Annotated in this window: 29 protein-coding genes and 1 tRNA gene; 20 read left to right on the top strand and 10 right to left on the bottom strand. The window is 37.4% G+C overall.

Annotation, left to right across the window (positions count from 1 at the left end; translation table 11 throughout):
- Nucleotides 1-48: 48 nt before the first annotated feature.
- The 20 genes from V3I05_RS07625 (at nt 49) to V3I05_RS07720 (ending at nt 16,872) form a co-directional block, all read left to right on the top strand.
- The gene (locus tag V3I05_RS07625; RefSeq protein WP_295700699.1) at nt 49-1,284 is read left to right on the top strand and encodes a beta-ketoacyl-ACP synthase II; all 1,236 of its coding nucleotides are present in this window, start codon (nt 49-51) and stop codon (nt 1,282-1,284) included.
- A gap of 14 nt (nt 1,285-1,298) precedes the next feature.
- Entirely contained in the window at nt 1,299-2,228 is a 930-nt protein-coding gene (gene accA / locus V3I05_RS07630; RefSeq protein ID WP_295700702.1) for an acetyl-CoA carboxylase carboxyl transferase subunit alpha, read from the top strand.
- Between the two features lie 249 nt (nt 2,229-2,477).
- Entirely contained in the window at nt 2,478-3,305 is an 828-nt protein-coding gene (locus V3I05_RS07635) for a cysteine ABC transporter substrate-binding protein (protein ID WP_295700705.1), read from the top strand.
- 92 nt (nt 3,306-3,397) lie between these two features.
- Nucleotides 3,398-4,000: a flagellar FLiS export co-chaperone gene (locus V3I05_RS07640; RefSeq protein ID WP_300447366.1), complete on the top strand. Its 603-nt coding sequence runs from the start codon at nt 3,398-3,400 to the stop codon at nt 3,998-4,000.
- Between the two features lie 4 nt (nt 4,001-4,004).
- Complete coding sequence (gene gltX, locus V3I05_RS07645; protein WP_300447363.1) at nt 4,005-5,327, top strand: glutamate--tRNA ligase; 1,323 nt, start codon at nt 4,005-4,007, stop codon at nt 5,325-5,327.
- A 42-nt stretch (nt 5,328-5,369) separates the two neighbouring features.
- A complete protein-coding gene (locus V3I05_RS07650; protein WP_295700713.1) occupies nt 5,370-5,669 on the top strand; it encodes a YggT family protein in 300 nt (99 codons plus the stop codon).
- 7 nt (nt 5,670-5,676) lie between these two features.
- Nucleotides 5,677-7,308 (top strand): lytic transglycosylase domain-containing protein, encoded by a 1,632-nt coding sequence (locus V3I05_RS07655; protein ID WP_343353206.1) that lies wholly within the window; start codon nt 5,677-5,679, stop codon nt 7,306-7,308.
- Between the two features lie 10 nt (nt 7,309-7,318).
- A complete protein-coding gene (gene galU / locus V3I05_RS07660; protein WP_343353207.1) occupies nt 7,319-8,140 on the top strand; it encodes a UTP--glucose-1-phosphate uridylyltransferase GalU in 822 nt (273 codons plus the stop codon).
- A 3-nt stretch (nt 8,141-8,143) separates the two neighbouring features.
- Nucleotides 8,144-8,551 (top strand): hypothetical protein, encoded by a 408-nt coding sequence (locus V3I05_RS07665; protein ID WP_300717286.1) that lies wholly within the window; start codon nt 8,144-8,146, stop codon nt 8,549-8,551.
- 11 nt (nt 8,552-8,562) lie between these two features.
- Nucleotides 8,563-9,828, top strand: a complete 1,266-nt coding sequence (gene murA, locus V3I05_RS07670; protein ID WP_295700725.1) for a UDP-N-acetylglucosamine 1-carboxyvinyltransferase — start codon at nt 8,563-8,565, stop codon at nt 9,826-9,828.
- Nucleotides 9,829-9,849: 21 nt separating this feature from the next.
- Nucleotides 9,850-10,434, top strand: coding sequence for a toxin-antitoxin system YwqK family antitoxin (locus V3I05_RS07675; RefSeq protein ID WP_343353211.1), 585 nt, complete (start codon nt 9,850-9,852; stop codon nt 10,432-10,434).
- 17 nt (nt 10,435-10,451) lie between these two features.
- A complete protein-coding gene (locus V3I05_RS07680; RefSeq protein ID WP_300447351.1) occupies nt 10,452-11,234 on the top strand; it encodes a toxin-antitoxin system YwqK family antitoxin in 783 nt (260 codons plus the stop codon).
- 579 nt (nt 11,235-11,813) lie between these two features.
- Complete coding sequence (tatB, locus tag V3I05_RS07685; protein ID WP_300447348.1) at nt 11,814-12,323, top strand: Sec-independent protein translocase protein TatB; 510 nt, start codon at nt 11,814-11,816, stop codon at nt 12,321-12,323.
- The gene (gene tatC, locus V3I05_RS07690) at nt 12,323-13,087 is read left to right on the top strand and encodes a twin-arginine translocase subunit TatC (RefSeq protein ID WP_295700737.1); all 765 of its coding nucleotides are present in this window, start codon (nt 12,323-12,325) and stop codon (nt 13,085-13,087) included. Before tatB ends, tatC begins: the two co-directional genes overlap by 1 nt.
- A gap of 5 nt (nt 13,088-13,092) precedes the next feature.
- Nucleotides 13,093-14,172 carry a tRNA preQ1(34) S-adenosylmethionine ribosyltransferase-isomerase QueA gene (gene queA, locus V3I05_RS07695; RefSeq protein WP_343353213.1) on the top strand — a complete coding sequence of 360 codons (1,080 nt, stop codon included), beginning with the start codon at nt 13,093-13,095 and terminating at the stop codon, nt 14,170-14,172.
- Nucleotides 14,169-14,765: a 16S rRNA (guanine(527)-N(7))-methyltransferase RsmG gene (rsmG, locus tag V3I05_RS07700; RefSeq protein WP_295700741.1), complete on the top strand. Its 597-nt coding sequence runs from the start codon at nt 14,169-14,171 to the stop codon at nt 14,763-14,765. The genes queA and rsmG overlap by 4 nt, the downstream gene beginning before the upstream one ends.
- 36 nt (nt 14,766-14,801) lie before the next feature.
- Nucleotides 14,802-15,035: a PP0621 family protein gene (locus V3I05_RS07705; RefSeq protein ID WP_295700744.1), complete on the top strand. Its 234-nt coding sequence runs from the start codon at nt 14,802-14,804 to the stop codon at nt 15,033-15,035.
- Nucleotides 15,032-15,490, top strand: a complete 459-nt coding sequence (locus V3I05_RS07710) for a hypothetical protein (protein WP_343353215.1) — start codon at nt 15,032-15,034, stop codon at nt 15,488-15,490. Before V3I05_RS07705 ends, V3I05_RS07710 begins: the two co-directional genes overlap by 4 nt.
- A tRNA-Ser gene (locus V3I05_RS07715) sits at nt 15,469-15,556 on the top strand. Before V3I05_RS07710 ends, V3I05_RS07715 begins: the two co-directional genes overlap by 22 nt.
- Before the next feature lie 191 nt (nt 15,557-15,747).
- Nucleotides 15,748-16,872: a tyrosine-type recombinase/integrase gene (locus tag V3I05_RS07720; protein ID WP_300450357.1), complete on the top strand. Its 1,125-nt coding sequence runs from the start codon at nt 15,748-15,750 to the stop codon at nt 16,870-16,872.
- 11 nt (nt 16,873-16,883) lie between these two features.
- Here V3I05_RS07720 and V3I05_RS07725 read toward each other — a convergent pair whose 3' ends face one another.
- The 10 genes from V3I05_RS07725 to V3I05_RS07770 form a co-directional block, all read right to left on the bottom strand.
- Nucleotides 16,884-17,468: a BRO-N domain-containing protein gene (locus V3I05_RS07725; RefSeq protein WP_343353216.1), complete on the bottom strand. Its 585-nt coding sequence runs from the start codon at nt 17,466-17,468 to the stop codon at nt 16,884-16,886.
- 353 nt (nt 17,469-17,821) lie between these two features.
- Entirely contained in the window at nt 17,822-18,055 is a 234-nt protein-coding gene (locus V3I05_RS07730) for an XRE family transcriptional regulator (RefSeq protein WP_343353217.1), read from the bottom strand.
- Between the two features lie 432 nt (nt 18,056-18,487).
- Nucleotides 18,488-18,709 carry a helix-turn-helix transcriptional regulator gene (locus tag V3I05_RS07735; RefSeq protein WP_343353218.1) on the bottom strand — a complete coding sequence of 74 codons (222 nt, stop codon included), beginning with the start codon at nt 18,707-18,709 and terminating at the stop codon, nt 18,488-18,490.
- Between the two features lie 55 nt (nt 18,710-18,764).
- Nucleotides 18,765-19,043: a hypothetical protein gene (locus V3I05_RS07740; protein ID WP_343353219.1), complete on the bottom strand. Its 279-nt coding sequence runs from the start codon at nt 19,041-19,043 to the stop codon at nt 18,765-18,767.
- 377 nt (nt 19,044-19,420) lie between these two features.
- On the bottom strand, nt 19,421-19,651 hold the full coding sequence (locus tag V3I05_RS07745) for a transcriptional regulator (protein ID WP_343353221.1): 231 nt from the start codon (nt 19,649-19,651) through the stop codon (nt 19,421-19,423).
- Nucleotides 19,652-19,712: 61 nt separating this feature from the next.
- Entirely contained in the window at nt 19,713-20,033 is a 321-nt protein-coding gene (locus V3I05_RS07750; RefSeq protein ID WP_343353222.1) for a hypothetical protein, read from the bottom strand.
- Nucleotides 20,020-20,322 (bottom strand): hypothetical protein, encoded by a 303-nt coding sequence (locus V3I05_RS07755; protein WP_343353223.1) that lies wholly within the window; start codon nt 20,320-20,322, stop codon nt 20,020-20,022. Before V3I05_RS07755 ends, V3I05_RS07750 begins: the two co-directional genes overlap by 14 nt.
- Nucleotides 20,323-20,341: 19 nt before the next feature.
- Nucleotides 20,342-21,226 (bottom strand): hypothetical protein, encoded by an 885-nt coding sequence (locus V3I05_RS07760; protein WP_343353224.1) that lies wholly within the window; start codon nt 21,224-21,226, stop codon nt 20,342-20,344.
- A 37-nt stretch (nt 21,227-21,263) separates the two neighbouring features.
- Nucleotides 21,264-22,232 carry a DNA-methyltransferase gene (locus V3I05_RS07765; RefSeq protein WP_343353226.1) on the bottom strand — a complete coding sequence of 323 codons (969 nt, stop codon included), beginning with the start codon at nt 22,230-22,232 and terminating at the stop codon, nt 21,264-21,266.
- A 22-nt stretch (nt 22,233-22,254) separates the two neighbouring features.
- Complete coding sequence (locus V3I05_RS07770; RefSeq protein ID WP_300450380.1) at nt 22,255-22,410, bottom strand: hypothetical protein; 156 nt, start codon at nt 22,408-22,410, stop codon at nt 22,255-22,257.
- Nucleotide 22,411 lies beyond the last annotated feature (1 nt).

The raw sequence follows: 22,411 nt of genomic DNA on the forward strand, positions 1-22,411 counted from the left end.
AACTCGGGGTTCTTAACTTCACCTCTATAAATCACAAAGGAATAATAAATGCGTCGAGTGGTAGTAACCGGTTTGGGAATGATTAACGCATTGGGTTTGAATAAGAAAGAATCTTTCAAGGCTATTATCGATGGAAAATGTGGCATTAAACGTATTTCTTGTTTTGATGTGGAAAATTTTCCTGTAAAAATTGCTGGCGAAATCATCGATTTTAATCCAGAGGAAGTGCTTGATCCACGCGAAGTTAAAAAGGCTGATCGTTTCATACAGCTTGGATTAAAAGCAGCAAAAGAAGCTATGAATGAGAGTGGATTATTAGAGGGAGATATTGTCAATGCTGCTCTTAGTGAGAGATTTGGTATAAGCTCTGCTGCAGGGATTGGTGGGCTTGGTAATATTGAAAAGAACTCTATTGCTTGTGAGCAAAGGGGTCCTAGACGTATCAATCCCTTTTTTATTCCTTCTGCTCTTGTTAATATGCTTGGAGGCTTTATTTCTATTGAATATGCTCTCAAAGGTCCAAATCTAGCGAGTGTTACAGCGTGTACAGCAGGTACTCACGCTATTAGCGAAGCCGCAAAAACGATTATGCTTAATGGGGCAGACGCTATGCTTGTTGTTGGTTCAGAATCTGCTATTTGTCCTGTTGGTATTGGTGGATTTGCAGCGATGAAAGCACTTAGTGATAGAAATGATGAGCCACTCAAAGCTTCACGCCCATTTGATAAAGAGCGAGATGGTTTTGTAATGGGTGAAGGTGCTGGAGCATTAGTACTTGAAGAATATGAAAGTGCTAAAAAGCGTGGCGCGAAAATTTATGCAGAGCTCATAGGCTTTGGCGAAAGTGGTGATGCTAATCATATCACAACACCTGCCCCACAGGGAGAAGGTGCGTTACGTGCAATGAAAGCCGCCCTTAAAATGGCAAATAAACCTGTAAATTATGTTAATGCGCACGGCACAAGCACAGCATACAATGATTTGTATGAAACAATGGCATTAAAGGCTGCCTTTGGTGGAAAAGATTCTGTTCCACCTGTAAGCTCTACCAAGGGGCAAATTGGGCATTGTTTGGGTGCTGCTGGCACGATTGAAGCAGTTGTTTCTATTATGGCAATGTGTGAGGGCATACTTCCACCAACGATTAATCAAGAAACCCCAGATCCTGAATGCGATCTTGATTATATCCCTAATACTGCACGTGAAGCAAAAATTGATGTTGTAATGAGCAATTCATTTGGCTTTGGTGGCACAAATGGCGTTGTTGTATTTAGTAGAATCTAATCTTAAGGTAAAGAATGGCTACCTATCTTGATTTTGAGCAAAAGATTAGAAACCTTCAAGATGATATAGAATCTGCCCTTATGCGTGGTGATGATGATGCAAAACACATCCTTGAAAAAGAGCTTGAAAAAGAAGTAGCTAATGTCTATGCCAATATAAGCGATTATCAAAGATTACAGCTCGCACGCCACCCTGACCGCCCATATGCTATGGACTATATCGAACTTATTTGCAAAGATGCCTATGAAATCAATGGTGATAGGCATTTTAAAGATGATAAGGCGATAGTATGTTTTCTTGGCAAGATAGGTGGGCAAACAGCTATGGTTATTGGCGAAGAAAAAGGTAGAGGCACGAAAAATAAGCTTGCACGGAACTTTGGTATGCCAAGTCCTGAAGGCTATCGCAAGGCATTGCGCGCTGCAAAGCTTGCCGAAAAATTTCATATACCTATCCTTATGCTTGTGGATACTCAAGGTGCTTATCCGGGATTAGGTGCAGAAGAGAGAGGGCAAAGTGAGGCTATTGCTAAGAATTTGCAAGAATTTGCTAAACTCAAAACACCTACCATTGCCGTTGTAATTGGTGAGGGCGGCAGCGGTGGAGCTTTGGCCATTGCTGTAGCAGATAGACTCGCTATGATGCAATATTCTGTATTTAGTGTTATCTCTCCGGAGGGCTGTGCGGCAATATTATGGAATGACCCATCAAAAATAGAATCCGCAACTAAAGCGCTTAAAATTACTCCCGATGAGCTAAAAAAATGTGGGTTAATTGATGATGTAATTGATGAACCGCTTATTGGAGCTCATAGAGACAAACAAAATGCTGCTAAAGCTATAGAATCTTATTTTCTTAAAGCCCTTGAAGACATCTCACAAGATGGCAATTATCTTAATAGACGTTATCAAAAACTTGTGAGTTATGGAGCTTTTGGAGAATAAAACTCTATTATAAGAGTTCTCTTATTTGTGAGAGCAAACCTTAAAGTAATCCTGTAAGGGCAGCTCCTCTTGCCGTTCTCATATTTATAGAATATGGAAACATTTACATATCAAGGTTGCAACGCTATGGCCAATATGTGATTTAGGGCGAGATTTATCAGCTTAAGACCCCCTAGTATATTTACTCCTTGCATATTTTTTTATGGCACAATCAATATATGTTAAAACTATATTTCAAAAGGAGTGGTAATGAAAAAATGGCTTTTGGCAGCAATAAGCGTAATATTCATTGTAGGACTAAGTAGCTGTGGTGAAAGCACAACACAGGAGCAAGTACAAGATACAATAGAACAAATCAAGCAAAGAGGCGTTGTGCGCATAGGTGTATTTGGAGATAAGCCTCCTTTTGGATTTGTTAATAAAGATGGAAAAAACGATGGTTTTGATGTGTATATCGCAAAACGTATTGCAAAGGATTTATTAGGAGATGAGAACAAAGTTGAGTTTATCCTTACAGAAGCTGCCTCACGTGTAGAGTTTTTGCGCGCTAATAAGGTTGATATTATTATGGCGAATTTCACCAAAACCCCCGAACGAGAAAGAGTAGTAGATTTTGCTAAACCTTATATGAAAGTTTCACTTGGCGTTGTCTCTCCTGATGGCAAGATTCAAAGTATTGATGATTTAAAGGATAAAAAGCTCATTGTCAATAAAGGCACTACGGCTGATGTGTTTTTCACAAAAAACTACCCTGACATTACATTGCTTAAATATGAGCAAAATACCGAAGCATTCCTTGCTCTCAAGGACAAAAGAGGCGATGCCTTAGTACACGATAATACCCTTGTGCTTGCGTGGGCTAAGGAGAATGAGGGCTTTGGTGTGGGAATCCCTCATTTGGGTGAGGAAGATGTTATTGCTCCTGCTGTCAAAAAGGGAAATGTGGAGCTTAAAAATTGGCTTGATAATGAAATTGATGCACTCACACACAATGGCTTTATTAAAGAGGCTTATGACAAAACACTCGCCCCTATTTTTGGTGAGGAGATGGCAGATTCTGTCATTTTCTCTCATTGATACAAGAGACTACGAGGTTTTAAGACTTTGTAGTCTTTCTATTTAAACCCTTTAAACAAAACATTTCATATTAAGAGATAATGGAATAAAAGGTGCTTAGATTAAAGCAAAACTCCATTATGACGAGGTTTGATATGCAAGATATACTCTCCACATTTCAAAAGCATATAGGCGCACAATTTAACCCACAAGACCAAGAGGCTAATATTTATACTCCAAGCAGTATTCATAAGTTTGGGGAGGATATTAAGGGGGCAAATGAGTTCATTGGCACATTACAAAGTGCCTCGCTTACATTAAAGAAGATTCTAAAAATCGCTCAAAGTGCCTCAATACAGGATTTGTATATCAAAAAGGCAAACATAAAAGATGTTATCGATAATGCTTCTTTTATGGGCATGTCTTTATTTGATACAGAATTTAATATGACCTTTAATTCAAAATCTTATTTATGTGTTATTGAAAACCCTCTACTGCTCTGCCCCAATGATACTGCCATAGAGTTAGATTCTCAGGAGGCGCAAGAACCTATGAATGCGCTTATCGCATATACAGAGGATAAACTACAAGAGATTAGCCATATACTCGTAGAGATTAGTGAAGCCCTTGTAGCACCTAGCACACCTGCGAGTAGGGAGGAATATAATTTTGAGGACTTTAGCCCCTCACAATTTACACAAATGTTTAAGGCATAAATAAATGCTACGATTTGCTCCTTCCCCCACAGGCGATATGCACATAGGTAATTTGAGGGCGGCTATATTTAATTATATTATAGCCAAACAAAGCGGAGAGAAGTTTCTTATCCGTATTGAAGATACAGATATTACACGAAATATTGAGGGGAAGGATAAGGAGATTCTAAGTATCCTTAATCTTTTTGGGCTTTTGTGGGATAATCTTGTGTATCAAAGCGATAATTTCACCCGTCATCGCCAATTTGCAGAATATTTAATCAGCAAGAATTTAGCCTTTTATTGCTACTGCTCAAAAGATTTTTTAGAGGGCAAACGCGCCTTAGCTAAGGAGCAAAAAAAGCCATTTCGTTACAACCCAGAATGGGCGGAGCTAGAAAAGCAGAGTAATCCCCACCCTGTCGTGCGTATCCGCGCTGCAAGTGGCCCCATTAGCTTTGAGGATAGTATTAAAGGCAAAGTAACATTTGAGCCGCACGAAATTGATAGCTTTGTGATTCTAAAAGAAGATGGAATCCCCACGTATAACTTTGCCTGTGCGGTTGATGATATGCTCTATGATGTGAGCTTTGTAGTGCGAGGAGAGGACCACGTAAGTAATACACCCAAGCAGATTCTTATTCATCGCTATTTGGGCTATGATAAGGTGTTAGGATATGCACATTTGCCCATTATACTTGGCGAGAGTGGCAGTAAAATGAGTAAGCGCGATAGTGCTTCATCAGTAGCGTGGCTCCTTGAGGAGGGATTCTTACCTCAAGCGATTGTGAATTATCTTGTCTCTATGGGGAATCGCACGCCTATGGAAGTATTTAAACTGCAGGATTGCTATGAGTGGTTTGATATAAAGTATATTGCAAAATCGCCCGTGAAGTTTGATATGCCGAGATTGCGATTTTTGAATCGGGAGCATTTAAAAATGCTAAACGAGCAGGAGTTCGCCCTTTTGCTTAATAGCGAAGATGCGAGTATTGGGGCTTTAGCAAAGTTACATTTGCAAGAAGCAAGCACACTAAATGAGATTAGAACAAAAATAGATATGATTTTTGCTCCAAAATGTATTACACAAATGGAGAATAATGAATCTTTTGAAGCAGAATGCAAGATACTCTATCAATATTTGCGCGAGATGATAGAGAGCCATAGTGAATCTTTGAAAGATTATGAAAGTTTAAAAAAAGAGCTAATGCAGCGCAGTAGTCTCAAAGGAAAGAAATTTTTTAAGCCTTTAAGAATCTTGCTTACAGGGGCTACTCATGGCTTGGAATTAAGTGAGATTTATCCATATTTACGCTTCTTTTTGGCAGATATTGTTACCCTAGATTGACAAGATTATTCTATGCTTCCATAAGTAAAAAGGGAGGCTAGAATGGTTTTAGGCACTTTTTTAGACGCTATAGCGGTTATATTGAGTATGCTTCTTAATTTGTATGTGTGGATCATTGTGATTGCCACACTTGTGAGCTGGGTGCGCCCTGACCCCTTTAATCCTATCGTGCAGCTGCTTAATCGCCTCACTCAGCCTCTTTATGTAAGATTGCGCAAGTTTATGCCCACGACCATTAATGGCATTGACTTTTCGCCTTTAATTGTCGCAGTGGCATTAAAGTTTATTGATCTGTCTTTTGTGCAGCTTTTGCGTAATGTCGCGCAAACTTTGACGATATGAGATTGTGATGATGAAAATATGTATTTTATGGTTGATGGCTTTTGCTATGGCTTTTGCTAATGCGAAAATCACGCTTGAGTTTTTAGAATCTAAGCCAAAGGGTCTAGCGAGGGATTTTTATATTTGGCAATTCTTGGGCGATGAGCACACATCTCTGCAAGATGCCCTCAAGGCTTATGATTTAATATATCGTAAAACTTCTAAACTTGATAGTTTAATGAATGCAAAAGGCAAAGCAAGTGAAATGCCACGTGAGCTATACTGCCAAAGTCTTAATTTTGATAAACTCAAAAAGCAGGATAAGGCTTGTATTAAAGTAGGTTTGAATCTAGCAAGTATCCCCTTTATGCCTCAAAAAAATAAAGATTTTTTGCTTAATACCTTTAAAGATGATGTAGTTTTTAGAAAACGTATTGAAATTCTAAGCTCTCCGCAAATACTCACCAGTATGCTTAAAAGCGATGCACAGACTTTTGCAAGTATTTATGAAGTATTAAGAGCGAGTAATCGCCTCCATATTCTTGATCAAAATATTAAGCCCCAAGCCCTAAAAAAGCTTGCTGATGAGAATAATAAAGCCTTTAATGCTATGCTTGAGCGCATTATTGTAAGTCAAGATAAGACATATGATAAGTTTAAAAAATCGCTTGTTGGTGCTAATATTACCGGAGCAGATTCTTATACGCTTTTTATGCTAGGGCTTAATGAGATATTGCATAATCAGCCCCAAAAAGCACTTACATATTTCAAACACTCAAGCACAAAAGCCACTACCCCTATGCAAAAAAATCGCACATTACTCTGGCAGTATTTTTTAAGCAATGATAAAAGTATGCTTGAAAGTCTCTCTAGTAGTACAAATGTTGATGTATATACGATTTATGCTACCCAAAAGCTTAAGGTAGAGCCAAAATATCAGGTTGTTACAGATTTGGGCAAACTCTCATCAAGAAAACCTAAATTCGACATCAAAGATCCCTTCCAATGGCAACTCTTAAAAGATAGCCTCACGCAAGTAAAAAGTCAAAAAGATTTAGAAGAGCTTAGTAAACATTTTGCCTATAAAGATACAAGTCCGCATTTAGCGTATGTGCTTAATCAAATGAATAATTTTAAGGTTCACTATTTTATCACACCCTTTAGCGATAAGCTAAAATGGAAGGATGATAGCCAAAAGGCTTTTACCTATGCTATTGCTAAGCAGGAAAGCACTCTTTTGCCCGCACTTGTTTCAACTTCTTATGCGCTTGGTATGATGCAAATTATGCCTTTTAATGTCCAACCCTTTGCGAAAAGCCTAAAACGTGATAACATTACTTTAGAAGATATGTTTGATCCTATCACTGCACTTGAATTTGGCACATTCTATCTTGATGACTTAAGCAGAGAGTTTAAACATCAACTTTTTGTATCTTATGCATATAATGGCGGACCGAGCTTCTTGAGACGTGTATTAAAAAGCAAAATGCTTTTTTTGAAAAATCGCAATTATGAGCCTTGGCTATCAATGGAGCTTATTCCCTATAGAGAATCTCGTGATTATGGCTTAAGAGTTATAGCAAATTATATTGTTTATCAAGCAACCTTTGGGAATCATATTAATCTTGAAGATTATCTTAAGCAAACATTGGTAAATTAAAGGAGTTTTTATGATACTTAAATGCTTATTTCCTGCTGCAGGGTATGGCACACGATTTTTACCTGCGACCAAGGCAATGCCCAAAGAAATGCTTCCTGTGCTTACTAAACCACTCATTCAATATGGTGTAGAAGAAGCAATGGAGGCAGGGTGTTGCAATATAGGCATTGTAACAGGAAGAGGAAAAAGAAGCATAGAAGATCATTTTGATATAAATTATGAACTAGAACATCAAATATCTGGCACTGACAAAGAAGAGCTTTTAAAGAGTATTAGACAAGTAACGCAATCTTGCATATTTTCTTATACAAGACAAAATAAAATGAAAGGCTTAGGACATGCTATACTTACAGGTGAAACACTCATTGGTAATGAAGCCTTTGGCGTGATACTCGCTGATGACTTATGCATTAACCCAAATGGAAAGAGTGTGCTTAGCCAAATGGTAACTTTATATAAAAAATATCATTGCTCCATTGTGGCTATTGAAGAAGTCAAAGCAAATGAAGTGGATAAATATGGTATCATAAAAGGCGAAGAGATAGAATCGAATGTGTATCGTGTAAGTGATATGGTGGAAAAGCCCCATATTGACAAAGCTCCAAGTAATTTAGCGATTATTGGACGCTATATTTTAACACCTGATATTTTTGATATTTTGCGTGTTACTAAGCCGGGCAAAAAAGGCGAGATACAAATCACGGATGCTCTTTTAGAACAAGCAAAACAAGGACGTGTATTGGCTTACAAATTTCAAGGTAGTCGTTATGATTGTGGCAGTGTCGATGGCTATGTCAAAGCGACTATGGCATTTTATGAGCAATTTCAGTAATCAATGTTTGGTCTTAGTTTTTATGTTATTTGTTGGTTGTTGTTTTTGCTGCTATGCTTACCCATTATTTTTGCAGGACTTTTAGCTATTGCACTTGAAATAGAAAGGGCAGTAGTTACTGAAAGTCGTTTAAAGGGTATTTCACGTGAATTTAATAAATATGTAAATGACAACACAAAGCTTAGAGTTTTGCTTGAAGAGTTTATGCGCAGTTTAAAAAATTATCCTAAGGCAGGAGATGAATGCAATCTATGGCTTGATCTTATTTCACGTTTTGCTGCAAATATGAATCTTATGGAAGTTGAAGAAGTGGTGAATTTTCAAAATAGCTTAGAGAGTGCAAATCCTAATGAAAAAGCAAGTATTAAAGAAGCTATAGGAAAGGCTTTGCAAAAGCGACAAGGTAACTAAAGGATTATAATATGGATTATTTACAAATACATAAAAGTTTAAATCTTCAAGGTAGTGTATCTATCTCTGGGGCGAAAAATTCTGCCCTCCCCATTCTCGCAGCTACTTTGCTCTCTAGCAATGAAGTAAAAATTAGCAATTTGCCTGATGTGGCTGATGTGAAAACCTTAGCGAAACTTTTAGAGCATTTGGGCGTAAATATTATGTGGGAAAATAGTAATACCCTCACTTGCCACGCGGAGCAAATCGTCCATACCCGTGCCATTTATGATATTGTGCGCAAAATGCGTGCCTCTATCCTTGTGCTAGGACCACTTTTGGCGCGTTTTGGCTATTGTGAAGTAAGTTTGCCCGGTGGCTGTGCTATTGGAGCGCGTCCGGTGGATTTACATATCAAGGCTATGCAGAATCTTGGTGCAAGCATTCGAATTGAGGGCGGATACATCATTGCAGAGGCAAAGGGTGGATTAAAAGGAGCGGATATTTTCTTTGATAAAATCACCGTTACAGGTAGTGAAAATGTGATTATGGCAGCTGCCCTTGCACACGGCACGACACGTATTATTAATGCTGCTAAAGAGCCTGAGGTCGTGCAATTATGCGAGATTCTATCTGCAAGTGGCATAAAGATTACGGGCATTGGGAGTAATGAATTAAGCATAGAGGGTAGCGGAGGAGAACTGCTTAATTTTATGCCTATTAGTGTGATACCCGATAGAATCGAAGCAGGGACATATCTCTGTGCTGGGGCGATTACCAATTCATCTATCACATTGCAAAATGTCCAAAACACACATCTTGTAGCCATTACGGATAAACTAGAGGAAATTGGCTTTAGCTTTGAAAAAACATCTCATAGCCTTACTTTGCTCCCGGCAAAGCATTTGAATCCTTTTGAGATTATCACTACTGAATATCCCGGATTCCCCACAGATATGCAGGCGCAGTTTATGGCATTAGCGACACAATGTGAAGGCACAAGTGTGATTGAAGAGCGGCTTTTTGAAAATCGCTTTATGCACGTGAGCGAATTGCAGCGGCTAGGAGCGGATATTTCACTCAAAGGCAATCACGCTACGATTAAGGGTGTAACGCCATTGCGTGGGGCTGATGTAATGGCGACAGATTTACGTGCGAGTTCTGCGCTTATCTTAGCCGCACTTGTGAGTAATGGTAGCACAAATATTCATAGAATTTACCACCTTGATAGGGGCTATGAGCAAATCGAGCATAAGTTGCGCAACTTGGGTGTGCAGATTATACGCTTACAGAGCTAAGATGAATAAAAAGGGGATAAAATGCGGATTGTGCGATATATTGGGTGTTTGATAGCGGCGGCATTATGGGCACAAGAATCTTTAGAGTATGATTTGCGAATCTCCTATACAGGCGATAAAAATGCACCCACTACGATTAAAACGCAATATTGTAAAGGCACAACGACAAAATGCGGTAAGCAAATCAAAATTTCGCATAATGGCGTTTTGCTTTTTAAGGCGTATTATAAAAATGGAGAGTATGATGGGGAGGTGCTATCATATTATCCTAATGGCACATTGCACGAAAGCCGTGTGTATATTGAGGGTAAGGAAATAGGCAAACGTGTAACATACCATCGTAATGGCAAGATTCAAAGCGAACAAATGTATAGCTTGAATAAACGCGAGGGACAGGGTAAGAAATATTATGAAGATGGGGTATTGCAAGCGCATTTTACTTTTAAAAATGATAGGCTTGATGGTGTAAGAAAAGAGTTTGATAAAAAAGGTATCCTTATTTATGAAACGCTCTATAAAGATGGCAAAAAGCAATCTATGAAGCAATACAATACACAAGGAGAAGTAATTGAGAGCAAAAATTGCCGTTGGCAGGCTTGTTATTGATACCAAAGGAGGGGAAATTGAAAAAGTATATTATACAATGGACAAAGATTATTGTAGGAAGTATAGCACTTTGTGTTTTATATGGTTGTATGGAGCAAGAGCCTAGTATTGCACAAGGCAATGAAGTTCAGCCACAAGTAGCATATCCTGCCAACTCGCATACGTCTAAAACCAAAACTACCAAGCCTAGAGTATCTTCCTCATCGCGTGCGGTTCCTAATAAGGTAACTCCTCGTATTGCTCCTGCAATACGTCAAAAAGATATGTCACAGCAAAATGCAGAAGATACACTAGGTTCTAAAGACACCCCTTATACACAAAATATACTTGAAGAAATCAGTGGAGAGCAAAGCAATGAAGAGGTGGAAGAAGATGGACGCGCTTATAGGGCGGTTATCACCTACAAACCGGGGACAAAAATCAAACACGGCAAGGAGACGCTTTATTATCTTGATGGGGGTGTAGCACAGATAGCATTTTATGTTGATGGTAAAAAAGAAGGGCTATATCAAATTTTTTCTCAAAAAGGAGTGCTGATTTATGAAGCTCATTATAGTGCAGGAGTTTTGCACGGATTATGCCGACTTTTTGATATAACAAATGGAAATCTAAAAAGTGAGATGAATTTTGTTGATGGCTTGCAAGATGGAGAGATGAAAATATATGATACATCAGGGTTGCCTTGGCATAGTTTGCAATATAAAGATGGCAAAAAAGAAGGTATTGCTAAAGAGTTTGATGAGCAAGGCAAAGTTATACGAGAAGTAATGTATCGCGATGATAAAGAAATAAAGCAATAACACAAATCTTGATCGAGCATTTGTGGTGGTATGTCTCACCCTAAAAGAGCGTATAATCATCAAACAGAGGTAAGAACAATGTTTATTTAAGCAAAATAAGGGGTTGAAATAACCCCAACACACTTAAAAGGTGAGATTTGCAAAAAAGATTGACAAAGTGCAAAAAAAATAGCTAAAATGCAAATGCTTATTTAGGCGTGTTATTTGAGAATCTCATTTGTGTCTTTAAGCAAACAAGGCGTTTAGGTCTAAATATGTCTTTGCTGCGGCCTTTTTGGGCATTATTCCAGCCCCTTACACGTTATATGGATTCTGTATTTCTATCCCATTCGAGGACATACTTCATTTAAAGAAACAATACGATTTAAACTTAAAAACATACTTGGTCGATAGACAAACAAGTGCGGGAAAGTTCTTGTAAAACATTAGTTGTAATAATTCTTGTATAGTTGTCCTAAAAATTCGCTTTAAGGAAAGCTTTGCAGAAAATGGCAATGCAAGGGCGTATAGGATTCTTTCCATCTTGGTATAATAGTGTAGAGATTATGTTATGGGTTCAATTCTTAAGGATATGATTTTATGTTTGGTATTGGCATTTTTGAACTTTTAGTGATTTTGATTGTGGCAGTGATTGCCCTAGGACCTGAGAAACTACCACAAACCATTGTTGATATTGTCAAATTCTTTCGTGCTGTGCGCAAAACAATGGTAGAAGCAAAGGAAAGCTTTGACAAAGAAATTCAACTTTCAGAAATCAAGCAAGAAGCCCTCAAATACAAAAATACGCTCACAGAGGAAGTTGATAAACTCACCAAAGATATGCAGCTTGATGAATTACGCCAAATCAGTGTAGATACCCTCAAACCATTAGATGAGGCTAAGAAAACCATTAATGAAGAGGCAAATGCCTTGCAAGGCACACTACAAACACTCAATACAGAAATCAGCTATACCACCCCTCAAAGCCCCGCTGAAGTAGTCCAAGATTCTCAAAATATCGCTCCATCTACGCAGAATCTAGCTTCCACACTAGATAGCTCAAATAAAGACAATTCACCACCACATAGTAGCATACATAAGGAAGTATAATGCTAGAAGATTTAAAGCCCCATATACAAGATTTACGCAAGCGGCTTATCATTAGCGTTTGTGTGTTTTTTGCCGCTTTTATTGTGTGCTTTGGCTTTTGGGAAATTATTTTTGCCTTTATCAAAGCGCCTTTGGTCGATGTGCTAGGAAGTGAGGTTCGGGGGAAATTTATTGCTTCGGGTATGATAGAGGGCATTTTTATCGCTATGAAGTCTGCGCTTTTTGCTGCACTTGTCCTTGCTATGCCTGTAATTTTTTGGCAGACGTGGATTTTTGTCGCGCCGGGCTTGTATAAACACGAAAAAAAGGTGGTTGTCCCCTTTGTGTTTTTTGGCACGATGATGTTTGCTATTGGTGTGGCTTTCTCCTATTATGGAGTGCTGCCCTTTATTATCAAAAATGTTCTGTTATTTGGTAATGATCAGTTTGAAGCCTATATCACAGCGGAAAATTATTTTACCTTTTTTATCCGCTTGGTTATTGGCTTTGGCATTGCCTTTGAGCTGCCTGTGTTATGCTTTTTCTTGGGTAAAGTTGGGCTAATTACTGATGAGAGTTTAAAGGGCTTTTTCAAATATGCTGTTGTGTTGATTTTCATCATTGCTGCCATTATTGCCCCGCCTGATGTGATTTCACAGATTCTCTTAGCCATTCCTCTCACAGGGCTTTATGGTATTTCTATCCTTGTGCTTAAATGGGTCAATCCTGCCACCATCATTGTAGAAGAAGATGAAGAATCAAATCAACCCCCTAGCAAAGAGTAATCTTAATGAGCCATTATGATTTCAATACAGACTTTATGCTTTCAAGTTATGATTATATTTTGCCCCAAAGTGCGATAGCCCAAAGCCCTGCTAATCCTAGAGAGAGTGCTAAACTCCTCGTGTATGAAAGGCAGAGTGGGCGCATTACCCATAGTGATTTTTATCATTTTTGTGATTTTGTGCCACAAGAGACACTACTTGTGTTAAATGACACAAAGGTGCTTAAGGCAAGAATCTATGCCTATAAGCATAATTCCCATACGCAAACCTCCAAGCAATATGAAATCTTTTTTCACAAATTTTTAGAATCTACACAACCCTCCGCACTTTGCCTCACACAAATTAAAGGTCGTGTGAAAAATGGAGATAAGCTTGTGCTTATAGATTCTATTCTTACTTCGCCTATCATCGCTCACGTGCTGCAATGCTGTGAAAATGGGATGCGAGTGGTGCAATTCACACAGAATAATGAATCTTTAAGCCCCACTCAAGTGCTTGCTATGCTCCAAAAATACGGGCATATCCCGCTTCCACCTTATATCAAACGCAATGATTCTCCTAATGATGGGCTTTTTTATCAAAGTGTGTTTGCCACTCATTTAGGCTCTGTTGCTGCGCCTACGGCTTCTTTGCATTTTAGTGAAAAGAGCTTAGAATCTATGCGCCTACGTTTTGCAATGTGCTTTATCACGCTTCACATTGGCGCGGGGACATTTATGGGTGTGGAGAGTGCGGACATTCGCCATCATCATATACATACAGAATCTTACTCACTCACACAAGAGAGTGCTAATAAGATTCAAAAAGCGCACAAAGTGCTGTGTATTGGCACGACAGCGGCTCGTTGTGTGGAGCATTATATGCGATACAGACAATTAAGCGGGGAATGTAATATATTTTTATATCCAAGTGTGGAATTTCAGCGAGTGAATTATTTACTTACAAATTTTCATCTCCCTAAAAGCACTTTACTTATGCTTGTAAGCGCGATGGTAGGGAGGGAAAAATGCCTAGAACTCTATCAAATCGCCTTGCAAAATGGCTATAAATTCTACTCCTATGGCGATGGAATGTTCATCCTATGATACATTTACAAGAGAGACTCATTAAGCAGCACATTATGCTGCCCGATGTGTGCTACAAGCAATTTAATATCTTTGGCGAGGAACTCCTTAAATGGAATAAGATTCACAATCTTACGGGTGCTAGCAGTATGGAATCTGTGGCGGAAAATATTTTTGATTCCCTCTATCCGCTAAAATTTGTTGATGAGTTTAAAAGTTGTATGGATGTGGGCTCGGGAGGTGGATTTCCTGCTATTCCTTTAGCCATTGCCAAGCCGGAGGTGTATTTTATCCTCGTAGAGCCGCGACAAAAACGGGCTTGTTTTTTGCAAAATATCGCGCTTGAATTGGGCTTAGGAAATGTGCAGGTGAGGGCGACATCGATTCAAGATGTGCCTATTGCTGAAGTGAATAATTTATCGCTCATCACTTCTCGCGCCCTTATGGACGCTAAGACGCTTATTGCCCTTTGTCGCAAGTTCCTTAAAAGTGATGGATATTTTTTGCTTTATAAGGGCTCGCGATTCCGCCAAGAAATGCCAAGTATGAGCGTAGAGGAGTGCTTCGTGCGGGAAAATCGCATTTATTATTACAAGCACAGCCGCGATTTGTAAAACTATAAGATTATTTAAGATTAAAGGAGGATTCTGATGAAATTTCTTATCATACTTTTTGCTTTAGCATTATTTGCCTTTATGATGGTTCGCCCTCTGCTAAAAGGGAGTGGTAAAAGTGCTAAAAAGCCCAAAAAGACACAAGATGATATTGAAGAAATGTGCCAATGCACCCATTGTGGGGTTTATGCCTCTGTGAGAGAATCTTTCCTTGCTGATGGGTTATATTTTTGCTCTAAAAAATGCCTAGAAAAGGGGGCTAAGCAATGATTATCATAGGACATTCTGCCATTGCCTACACGCCTTTTGTGAAAATTAGTGCCTTACAAGAGATTGCCCATACGCATCAATCGTGCATTGTGTGGTTTGATAGTGCTGCTATTAAACCTCCACTAGGCTTTGACATCGCCGCACATTGCCATAACAATCAAGTGCCTTATGCGGTGATGATTCGCAATCTTGAGGAGTTGCTCCTCTATGCTGCGCTTTCCCCGCGATATCTCATTATCGCTAAAGCCGTACAAAGCAAGGCAAAGGCATTCCAGCGTGTTATAGACCATTATTTGCTTGATTGTAAATTACTCTGTGTAGTGAAATTAACCACCCAACTTCCCAAAATTGCGCAACTTGGTATTGATGGAGCAATCTTTAAGCAAGTTTTAGATAATATCCCCTCTCCGTATTTGCATAATTCATCAAATATAGAGAGGTGTCCGAGTGGTTGAAGGAGCACGCCTGGAACGCGTGTAAAGTGCAAGCTTTCGAGGGTTCGAATCCCTTCCTCTCTGCCATAGATTTAACTTTCAAACCTTAAATTATCACTTACAATATTTTATATTATAAAATAATCTCTAAATACTCTATTTTATGGTATTATACGCTTCTTTTGATTATAAGCAATAATCACACATAATCTTGTAGAAAATCTAAAAAATACCGCAAAATATTTTTTTAGTGGGGATAGATTGGGGATAGAAAAACTATGAGAAACTCTACAATAGCAATAGAAAATAGCACTCAAAAAAGTAAAATGGGGATACATAAAACAAATCATAAGCGCAATGCTACACTTAAAACAAGTCAAAAATATGAAGGAGTAAGAAGCAAAGAGCTTAATAATGGTGATATTGCTTACTATGTGCGATGGACTGATACAAATGGCAATAGATTTGAGCGTAAGGTTGGCACAAAGGCTAGTGGCTGGAGTGAGAAAAAGGCACACTTAAAAAGAATGGACATTATCAATGAGCCACACACGCCCACAAATCTTACTTTAGAATCTATCATCACACGCTATCTTGAAATCCAAAAAATAAGACTAAAACATCAAACTTTTATAGATTACAAAGGACAATGCCTTTTGCACATCACTCCATTTTTTGGTGCATTTGCCCCGCAAAATATCCAAACAAAGCATATTACTGATTTTATGCTATCTCTTGAGGGCAAAAGCAATAAAACAATCAATAAGCTCCTTGAACGATTACACTCCATTATGGAATTTGCCATAACAGAATACAAAATCCCTATGCAAAATCCACTAAAACTCATCAAAAAGCTAAAGCTCGATAATGCAAGAGAGCGATTTTTGTATAAAGATGAGATAGAAAAACTTTTACATGTGGCAAAAGAGCATAAGAATAAAGAAGTATATTATTTCTTTGTCCTTGCTTTTAGCACAGGAGCAAGGCTTAATAGCATTCTCAATATCAAGTTAGAAGATATTGACTTTAAGAATGACACTATTAAAATACAAGATTTTAAGAATAACTCTAAATACACAGCATTTCTTACACCTTTAGCGAAGCGAGTGTTGCAAGAGCATACAGAAAATATTATTTTCAAAACTCCAGAACGCACCATCACTAGAGCTATGCAAACGATACTTAATGAACTTTTTAACAAAGAATTAGACCCTAAGGATAGAAAACATAGGGTGGTGATTCATACCACAAGACACACTTTTGCCTCACATCTCGCTATCAAAGGCACGCCGATTCAAATAATCCAAAAGCTCTTAAATCACAAAGACATACAAATGACAATGCGATACGCCCACCTCCTCCCTAATAGTGGGCGTGAATGGGTAGAGAAGCTATGGGAGTAGCCCCGCACTATTCAATGCAAGAAAAACTTCAACTCTATCCGACTTGATTCATTATCTTTGCTTATATTCCTTGCTTTTTTCAAAACATCGGGACGATGTTTGAGAGCTGATTTAAGGCGAGATTCTGCAAACTGCGCATTTGCCTCATATTTTTGTGCAAGCTTCCTAAGCACTTTTGCTAAAAAATGTGCATTTTGCGCAAAATCTGCCATAATCGCACAAGATTCCAAGAGATTATGTTCCGCGAGTAAATCTGTATTTGTGCTTCCATAACTCCCATTTTTGCGGATACTTGGCAGGACTTCAGAGGTTACCCACTTTTTGAAAGCTTTAGCTTGGGGCTTTTTACTACCTAAAATCGCATTGTATAAACCGCTTTCGTTGATAATTTTAATGCTTGAAGCGTGTTTTGAGAAACCACCTGCCAAATCGGCAGATAGTTCCATAATCTCGTCATCATCAAGCCTACGCAACATCATAGCAGTTTCGCTATATTCCAATGCCTTAGCAATATCCATAGCGACAAAATAAGGCTCATCTTTGAGAAGCCCACCTCTAATTTCAAAGCCATTTTGATGAAACATTTGTAATTCCATTTAATCCTCCTTTCTTTGCTTTGTAACCATAATGGCAATATATGCCAACAATACCACTTCCAAGACCTCTAAAATCTCACTCATTTTTACTCCTTTTATGGTAAAATAGCGTCAAGATGAAAACGATAGGGGGCTTTCGCCCCTTACTCTTAGGTTATCCAAGTTTGGATTATCTTAGAGATGATGTAGATTAAAACTGCGAGCTTAATCATAAAATCTAAAGTTTTCATCTTGTCTCCTTTCATAAGCCGTATTATTTACTGCCTACAAAAGAATTATAACAAATATTATCCTAATAAGTCAAGTATTTAAACTAATTTAATACTATTTTTGTATAAAAATTAGCGTATTTTTTACGCTTTTAATGTGAGTTTTTGTAGTATGATAGAGAGTTCATCAAGGATTGAAATTTTGGATTCTAACTCTTTGATATGTAAAAACATTTCACACGCTTTAGCCATAGGAGTAGAGATTTTATCAGTTCGTGCGGCTTTAGAGATAGCTTCTTCACCATAGCCTAAACTCTCGCCTAGCTCCCTATAGGTAAGATTGTAAGTTTTACAAATCTGCTTAATTATATTTTCCAAAATATCTCCTTAAAACCAATATTATACTACAAAAATACTTTTAAAGCGTATTAAATTCACTAATATTTACAATTCCATTTAATCCTCCTTAGATTCTAAATCTTTAATTTTAAGGCTCAATCGCACCACTTGCAACACCAACACTAAAACAATCAAGCTTTGCACTAAATCAATCATTTCTTAACTCCTTTGTGCTAAAATTCAGTCGGTCATTTTATGGTGGGGGCTTAAACCCCCCAATCCTTATTTTCGCTTCTTTTTTGCGTCCCATAGGACTAGCAAAAGCTGGATTAAAGCGGTTACCAAGCTAATGAGTGCGGTAAGGGTTTCCATATCTTGACCTCCTTTCTAAAAATATACACATATTATATAGAAATTTTCTAATAAAGTCAAGGATTATATAGAAATATTATAAAAAATTAATGAAGTTTTTTAGAAATTTTCTAAATTTTTGAGCGTTAAAAGAGCTTTTTTTATTTCGCTCATTTGTGCTCTTAAGCGGTGATTTTCGAGGATTAAGTCAAGGCAAACTTCAGCATTCTTAGGGATTTTCTCTTTCCATTTTGAAAAAGCCGTGTAATGCAACCCCATCATTTCTGCCAATTCATTTTGCGTGATGCCTAGCTCTGCACAAACTTTTTTTACCTTGTCCATTGTTTCCCTTTTAGAAATTTTCTAAAATTATATCATTATTTTTTCCAAAAATATCTTATAAGCTTTGCATATCCTTTATATCGCCACTCTCTATGTATTTTTGAAAGCTACGCATAATAAACCTCTGTGCATCTAAAAGCGTGGCTATGCCCTCAAGATGAGGGACATAGCTAAAGCTATCTTCAGGCATATTCTCTTCATATTCATTGATTACTAAAGAGAGTAAGAAATGAATCTCCTCATTTCGTTGTTGAAAATTTGTCAGCTCATCGATAAGAAACCTAGAATCTATGCCAAGCTCTTGTAAGTCTTTTAACTGATGTGTAGTGCTCATTTTTAATCCTTTTTATCTATTTTAAAAACTTTATAACTTAAGGCACATAGCCAAACAATAATTACACCAAATAATAAATTTTCTAGCATTTTTTACTCCTTTATGGTAATATTAGGAATACACAAATATGGTAGATTGGCGGGTTACCCCGCCTTAACCTTATCCACTTAGGATTTTCATAATCCAAAGGATAATGGCGACTAAGCGTAGGAACTTAATCAACAAATCTAACCATTTCATTTGTGTATCTCCCTTCTTTGGATTTCAAACACTTTATTTGTGTTTGATGGTATAATTATAACACATTAAAAGTATAAAATCAAGATTTTTTGCGTTTTATTTATGTTTTTTGATAAGAAAATAACACTTTTAAAGTGTTATTTGGTAAGAATTGCTTTAAGTGTATAGAAGTCTTGTAATTGTTCTTTAAGTTTTAAATTTTCAAGGTAAAGTTCTATGGCTTTTTTTAGTGGTTCGCTAAGATTCTCTTGTCTTGAGGCATTATTAATCGCACTCTCGCTATACCCTATGCACTCCCCAAGCTCTCTATAAGTAAGCCCTAGCTCCTTGCAGGTTTTTTTGATAAGATTCTCACTTTTTTCACTCATTTTCTCTCCTTTATGATATGGATTCTACCCAAAATGCCTTAATCCGCTTACAAAAAATCTTTCATCTAAAGGCTATCAAGTAGAAGTGCTGTGTATCAGGGAATACTTTTTGAATAAACACTTTCTCCTCACTTGTTATCAACTTAAAAATCTCTTGCTTAGACACCTTGCTGCTACTCTCAAATGTTTTATGAATAATCTTTTCCCAATCTCCTTTCTTAGGATACCCCAAAGCAAATACTATAATATCATATTCTTTACTTAATCTCTTTGCCCAATAAGGAGTGCAAGGTCTTATTTCGTATAATTTTGAGCCATTTTTAATAGCATCAAACCATTCTTTTTTGAGATGAATGGAGAGTTTTTTCTCAATGAATGCCATTCTCTACCTCCTCTATCTTTTGTAATGCTTGATTATATTTTTGCTTAAGCCACTCTTTTCTAACCTTTTTGATATTTGAAGGCTTCAAAAACTCTATATGCAAGAATCCACCAGCAACTAAGATAATGATGTAATCTTTTTTTGTTTTTGCTGTGTTATAATTGAGCATTTCGCATATACCTTTTACAAAATACATATCTCTACTTGCACAAAACTGCTTACCGCTTTTAAAATTTACAATATGGTAAGGATATTCATCATCTAGATTTACTTCGACAAAAAATCTCATTAAGCCACTCCTTTCATTTTCAACTTGCTTCTTTAATCCACGCCTTAAAGACATATCTATGTCTTAAATCTCTTAGCATTTGGATTTGTTTGGCTAAAATATCTATATCTACGCCAATTAGCCCCACCGCGCCAATGCTCTTTGCCATATCATCAAGCACTTCTATGGCTTCATTAATACTCTCATTTTCAATGACTTGCAAAAACTTACCCCTTAGCTCAAAGGTAAGCTCTAACCGCTTCCATTGTGAGAATTTATCAGGAATCTTTTCTTTGTGATAATACTTTTGTTTGTGATACTTATCATAGAGCAAGATTCTACTAAGATTAAAGTATTTGGATTTATCAATGATAGCATTGCCATAGAGACTTTTACCTACACTTATAATCTTACCTCCGCTCCACTTTAAGCTATTACTTCCAAACCAATCCTTAAGCTTATAATCTATATTCATTGCACTATCAAAATCATAAGCCAAATCAAAGCTATATGTCTTAAATCTCCTTACAAACTGCGCTAAAATCTTAAAGACACTCGATTCTATATCCTTACTCGGCTGATGAAGTCCTGCAAAAACTATCATCACATAGTAATCAAGCCTCTTTTTATTTTGCCTTGCTATGGCGTGAAGTTCTTTGCTATTTTCTAGGAATAAAATCGTATTACTCAAAGACTTTACTCCTCTTTTAAGATTGATATAACGCACCTTAAAGGGATATTTACTACTCTCACTCTTTTGGCTCTTAAACTTATCTTTACAATAGCTTTGCACTTGTTTATTGCGTGTAGTAGCCCTTAGCTTTGCATACAACTCTAGCTTTTTTAAGAATTTCAAAGCCATAGTCTTTGGAATACAGAAGCGATAAGAATCTATCCCTGTGCTATATTGACACTCTTTGCCCACTTTTTACTCTTTTATCCTAGATTAAACATTTACACTCTTAAAAAGGCATATCAAATAAATTTCGCTTTGTATCCACTGCCTTTTTTATGTTTTGTAATGCGATATTGAAATAACCCTCTTTAAGCTCACTGCCCACAAATCCTCTATTTTGTAAAATTGCTTGATAGCCCTCACTCCCTATACCCATAAAAGGAGAGAACACTATCTCCCTTTCATTGCTCCATAGCTCAATGCACCGCTCTATGACATCAAGTTGCAGAGGGCAAATATGCTTTTCATCTTTGGAATCTTTAGCTAAAGCAGTATTTAACACATTGCATTGCGCTATATCAAACCATACAGGAGAGGCGTATCTTTGCCACACTTCAATACTATAAAGCCTCTTTGCCTCCTCCTCATCACGAGTAAGTGAGGTTTTATCTATCTTTGGGGCAAAATAAGAGCTTCCAATATAATCATAAAATCTCTCCTTGCTCTCCCTACATACAGGCACATTCTCTTCATACACACATTTACGCATAACGATAATATAATCTGCCATTCCCTGCCTAGAATAAGCCGAATCCTTACACACTTGCTTATACAAAAGCCCTTGATTCTTTGTCCTTTGCATTTCTATAACAGGGTCTTTCCAAATGGTAATGCGTGAATGATATGTCCAGCCACATTCTTCGTGCGCCTTGATAATTGCCCCTGCAAAATCGACTAGCCCTCCAGCTCCATCACGATTCTTATATTTTGGCAAGTCTTTACAATGAATGGCAGTAAGCCTACCATTGCGAGTGATTCTAAATTTTTCTTTGATGAGGTATTTATATTGCTCAAAAAATTCCTCATCATTAGCACAATTCCCCATATCTGCTACATTATCGCTGTAAGTATAAAGATTGGCAAAAGGTGGAGAATACACGCTAAAATCAATACTATTTTCAGGTAAGCTCTTTGCTAACTCTACACAATCAGTATTATAGATTGCGATTTTTTCTTTTTCATTGATATATTCCATACGCACTCCTTTTATTTTAATGTCAATACGCAACAATATCTACACATTTGCACTTGAGATTATTATCAATAAATCTCTCTATATCATTGTATTTGAGGTATATAAGTCCTTCCCATACAAAATAATACTTCAAGCTATACCTTGCCTTATGTCCTTGCACCATTGCATAACGCTTCATA

Source organism: Helicobacter mastomyrinus (assembly GCF_039555295.1).
Lineage (GTDB): Bacteria > Campylobacterota > Campylobacteria > Campylobacterales > Helicobacteraceae > Helicobacter_C > Helicobacter_C mastomyrinus.

What these genes read in the sequence shown, in the direction of transcription:
- murA (WP_295700725.1), top strand. Translation starts at nt 8,563, where the DNA reads ATGGATTATTTACAAATACATAAAAGTTTAAATCTTCAAGGTAGTGTA.
- V3I05_RS07710 (WP_343353215.1), top strand. Translation starts at nt 15,032, where the DNA reads ATGATTATCATAGGACATTCTGCCATTGCCTACACGCCTTTTGTGAAA.
- V3I05_RS07705 (WP_295700744.1), top strand. Translation starts at nt 14,802, where the DNA reads ATGAAATTTCTTATCATACTTTTTGCTTTAGCATTATTTGCCTTTATG.
- V3I05_RS07625 (WP_295700699.1), top strand. Translation starts at nt 49, where the DNA reads ATGCGTCGAGTGGTAGTAACCGGTTTGGGAATGATTAACGCATTGGGT.
- queA (WP_343353213.1), top strand. Translation starts at nt 13,093, where the DNA reads ATGAGCCATTATGATTTCAATACAGACTTTATGCTTTCAAGTTATGAT.
- V3I05_RS07750 (WP_343353222.1), bottom strand. Translation starts at nt 20,033, where the DNA reads ATGGCATTCATTGAGAAAAAACTCTCCATTCATCTCAAAAAAGAATGG.
- V3I05_RS07635 (WP_295700705.1), top strand. Translation starts at nt 2,478, where the DNA reads ATGAAAAAATGGCTTTTGGCAGCAATAAGCGTAATATTCATTGTAGGA.
- V3I05_RS07650 (WP_295700713.1), top strand. Translation starts at nt 5,370, where the DNA reads ATGGTTTTAGGCACTTTTTTAGACGCTATAGCGGTTATATTGAGTATG.
- accA (WP_295700702.1), top strand. Translation starts at nt 1,299, where the DNA reads ATGGCTACCTATCTTGATTTTGAGCAAAAGATTAGAAACCTTCAAGAT.
- V3I05_RS07755 (WP_343353223.1), bottom strand. Translation starts at nt 20,322, where the DNA reads ATGAGATTTTTTGTCGAAGTAAATCTAGATGATGAATATCCTTACCAT.
- V3I05_RS07770 (WP_300450380.1), bottom strand. Translation starts at nt 22,410, where the DNA reads ATGAAGCGTTATGCAATGGTGCAAGGACATAAGGCAAGGTATAGCTTG.
- rsmG (WP_295700741.1), top strand. Translation starts at nt 14,169, where the DNA reads ATGATACATTTACAAGAGAGACTCATTAAGCAGCACATTATGCTGCCC.
- gltX (WP_300447363.1), top strand. Translation starts at nt 4,005, where the DNA reads ATGCTACGATTTGCTCCTTCCCCCACAGGCGATATGCACATAGGTAAT.
- V3I05_RS07665 (WP_300717286.1), top strand. Translation starts at nt 8,144, where the DNA reads ATGTTTGGTCTTAGTTTTTATGTTATTTGTTGGTTGTTGTTTTTGCTG.
- V3I05_RS07725 (WP_343353216.1), bottom strand. Translation starts at nt 17,468, where the DNA reads ATGGAATTACAAATGTTTCATCAAAATGGCTTTGAAATTAGAGGTGGG.
- V3I05_RS07720 (WP_300450357.1), top strand. Translation starts at nt 15,748, where the DNA reads ATGAGAAACTCTACAATAGCAATAGAAAATAGCACTCAAAAAAGTAAA.
- V3I05_RS07655 (WP_343353206.1), top strand. Translation starts at nt 5,677, where the DNA reads ATGATGAAAATATGTATTTTATGGTTGATGGCTTTTGCTATGGCTTTT.
- tatB (WP_300447348.1), top strand. Translation starts at nt 11,814, where the DNA reads ATGTTTGGTATTGGCATTTTTGAACTTTTAGTGATTTTGATTGTGGCA.
- V3I05_RS07740 (WP_343353219.1), bottom strand. Translation starts at nt 19,043, where the DNA reads ATGAGCACTACACATCAGTTAAAAGACTTACAAGAGCTTGGCATAGAT.
- tatC (WP_295700737.1), top strand. Translation starts at nt 12,323, where the DNA reads ATGCTAGAAGATTTAAAGCCCCATATACAAGATTTACGCAAGCGGCTT.
- galU (WP_343353207.1), top strand. Translation starts at nt 7,319, where the DNA reads ATGATACTTAAATGCTTATTTCCTGCTGCAGGGTATGGCACACGATTT.
- V3I05_RS07745 (WP_343353221.1), bottom strand. Translation starts at nt 19,651, where the DNA reads ATGAGTGAAAAAAGTGAGAATCTTATCAAAAAAACCTGCAAGGAGCTA.
- V3I05_RS07765 (WP_343353226.1), bottom strand. Translation starts at nt 22,232, where the DNA reads ATGGAATATATCAATGAAAAAGAAAAAATCGCAATCTATAATACTGAT.
- V3I05_RS07735 (WP_343353218.1), bottom strand. Translation starts at nt 18,709, where the DNA reads ATGGACAAGGTAAAAAAAGTTTGTGCAGAGCTAGGCATCACGCAAAAT.
- V3I05_RS07675 (WP_343353211.1), top strand. Translation starts at nt 9,850, where the DNA reads ATGCGGATTGTGCGATATATTGGGTGTTTGATAGCGGCGGCATTATGG.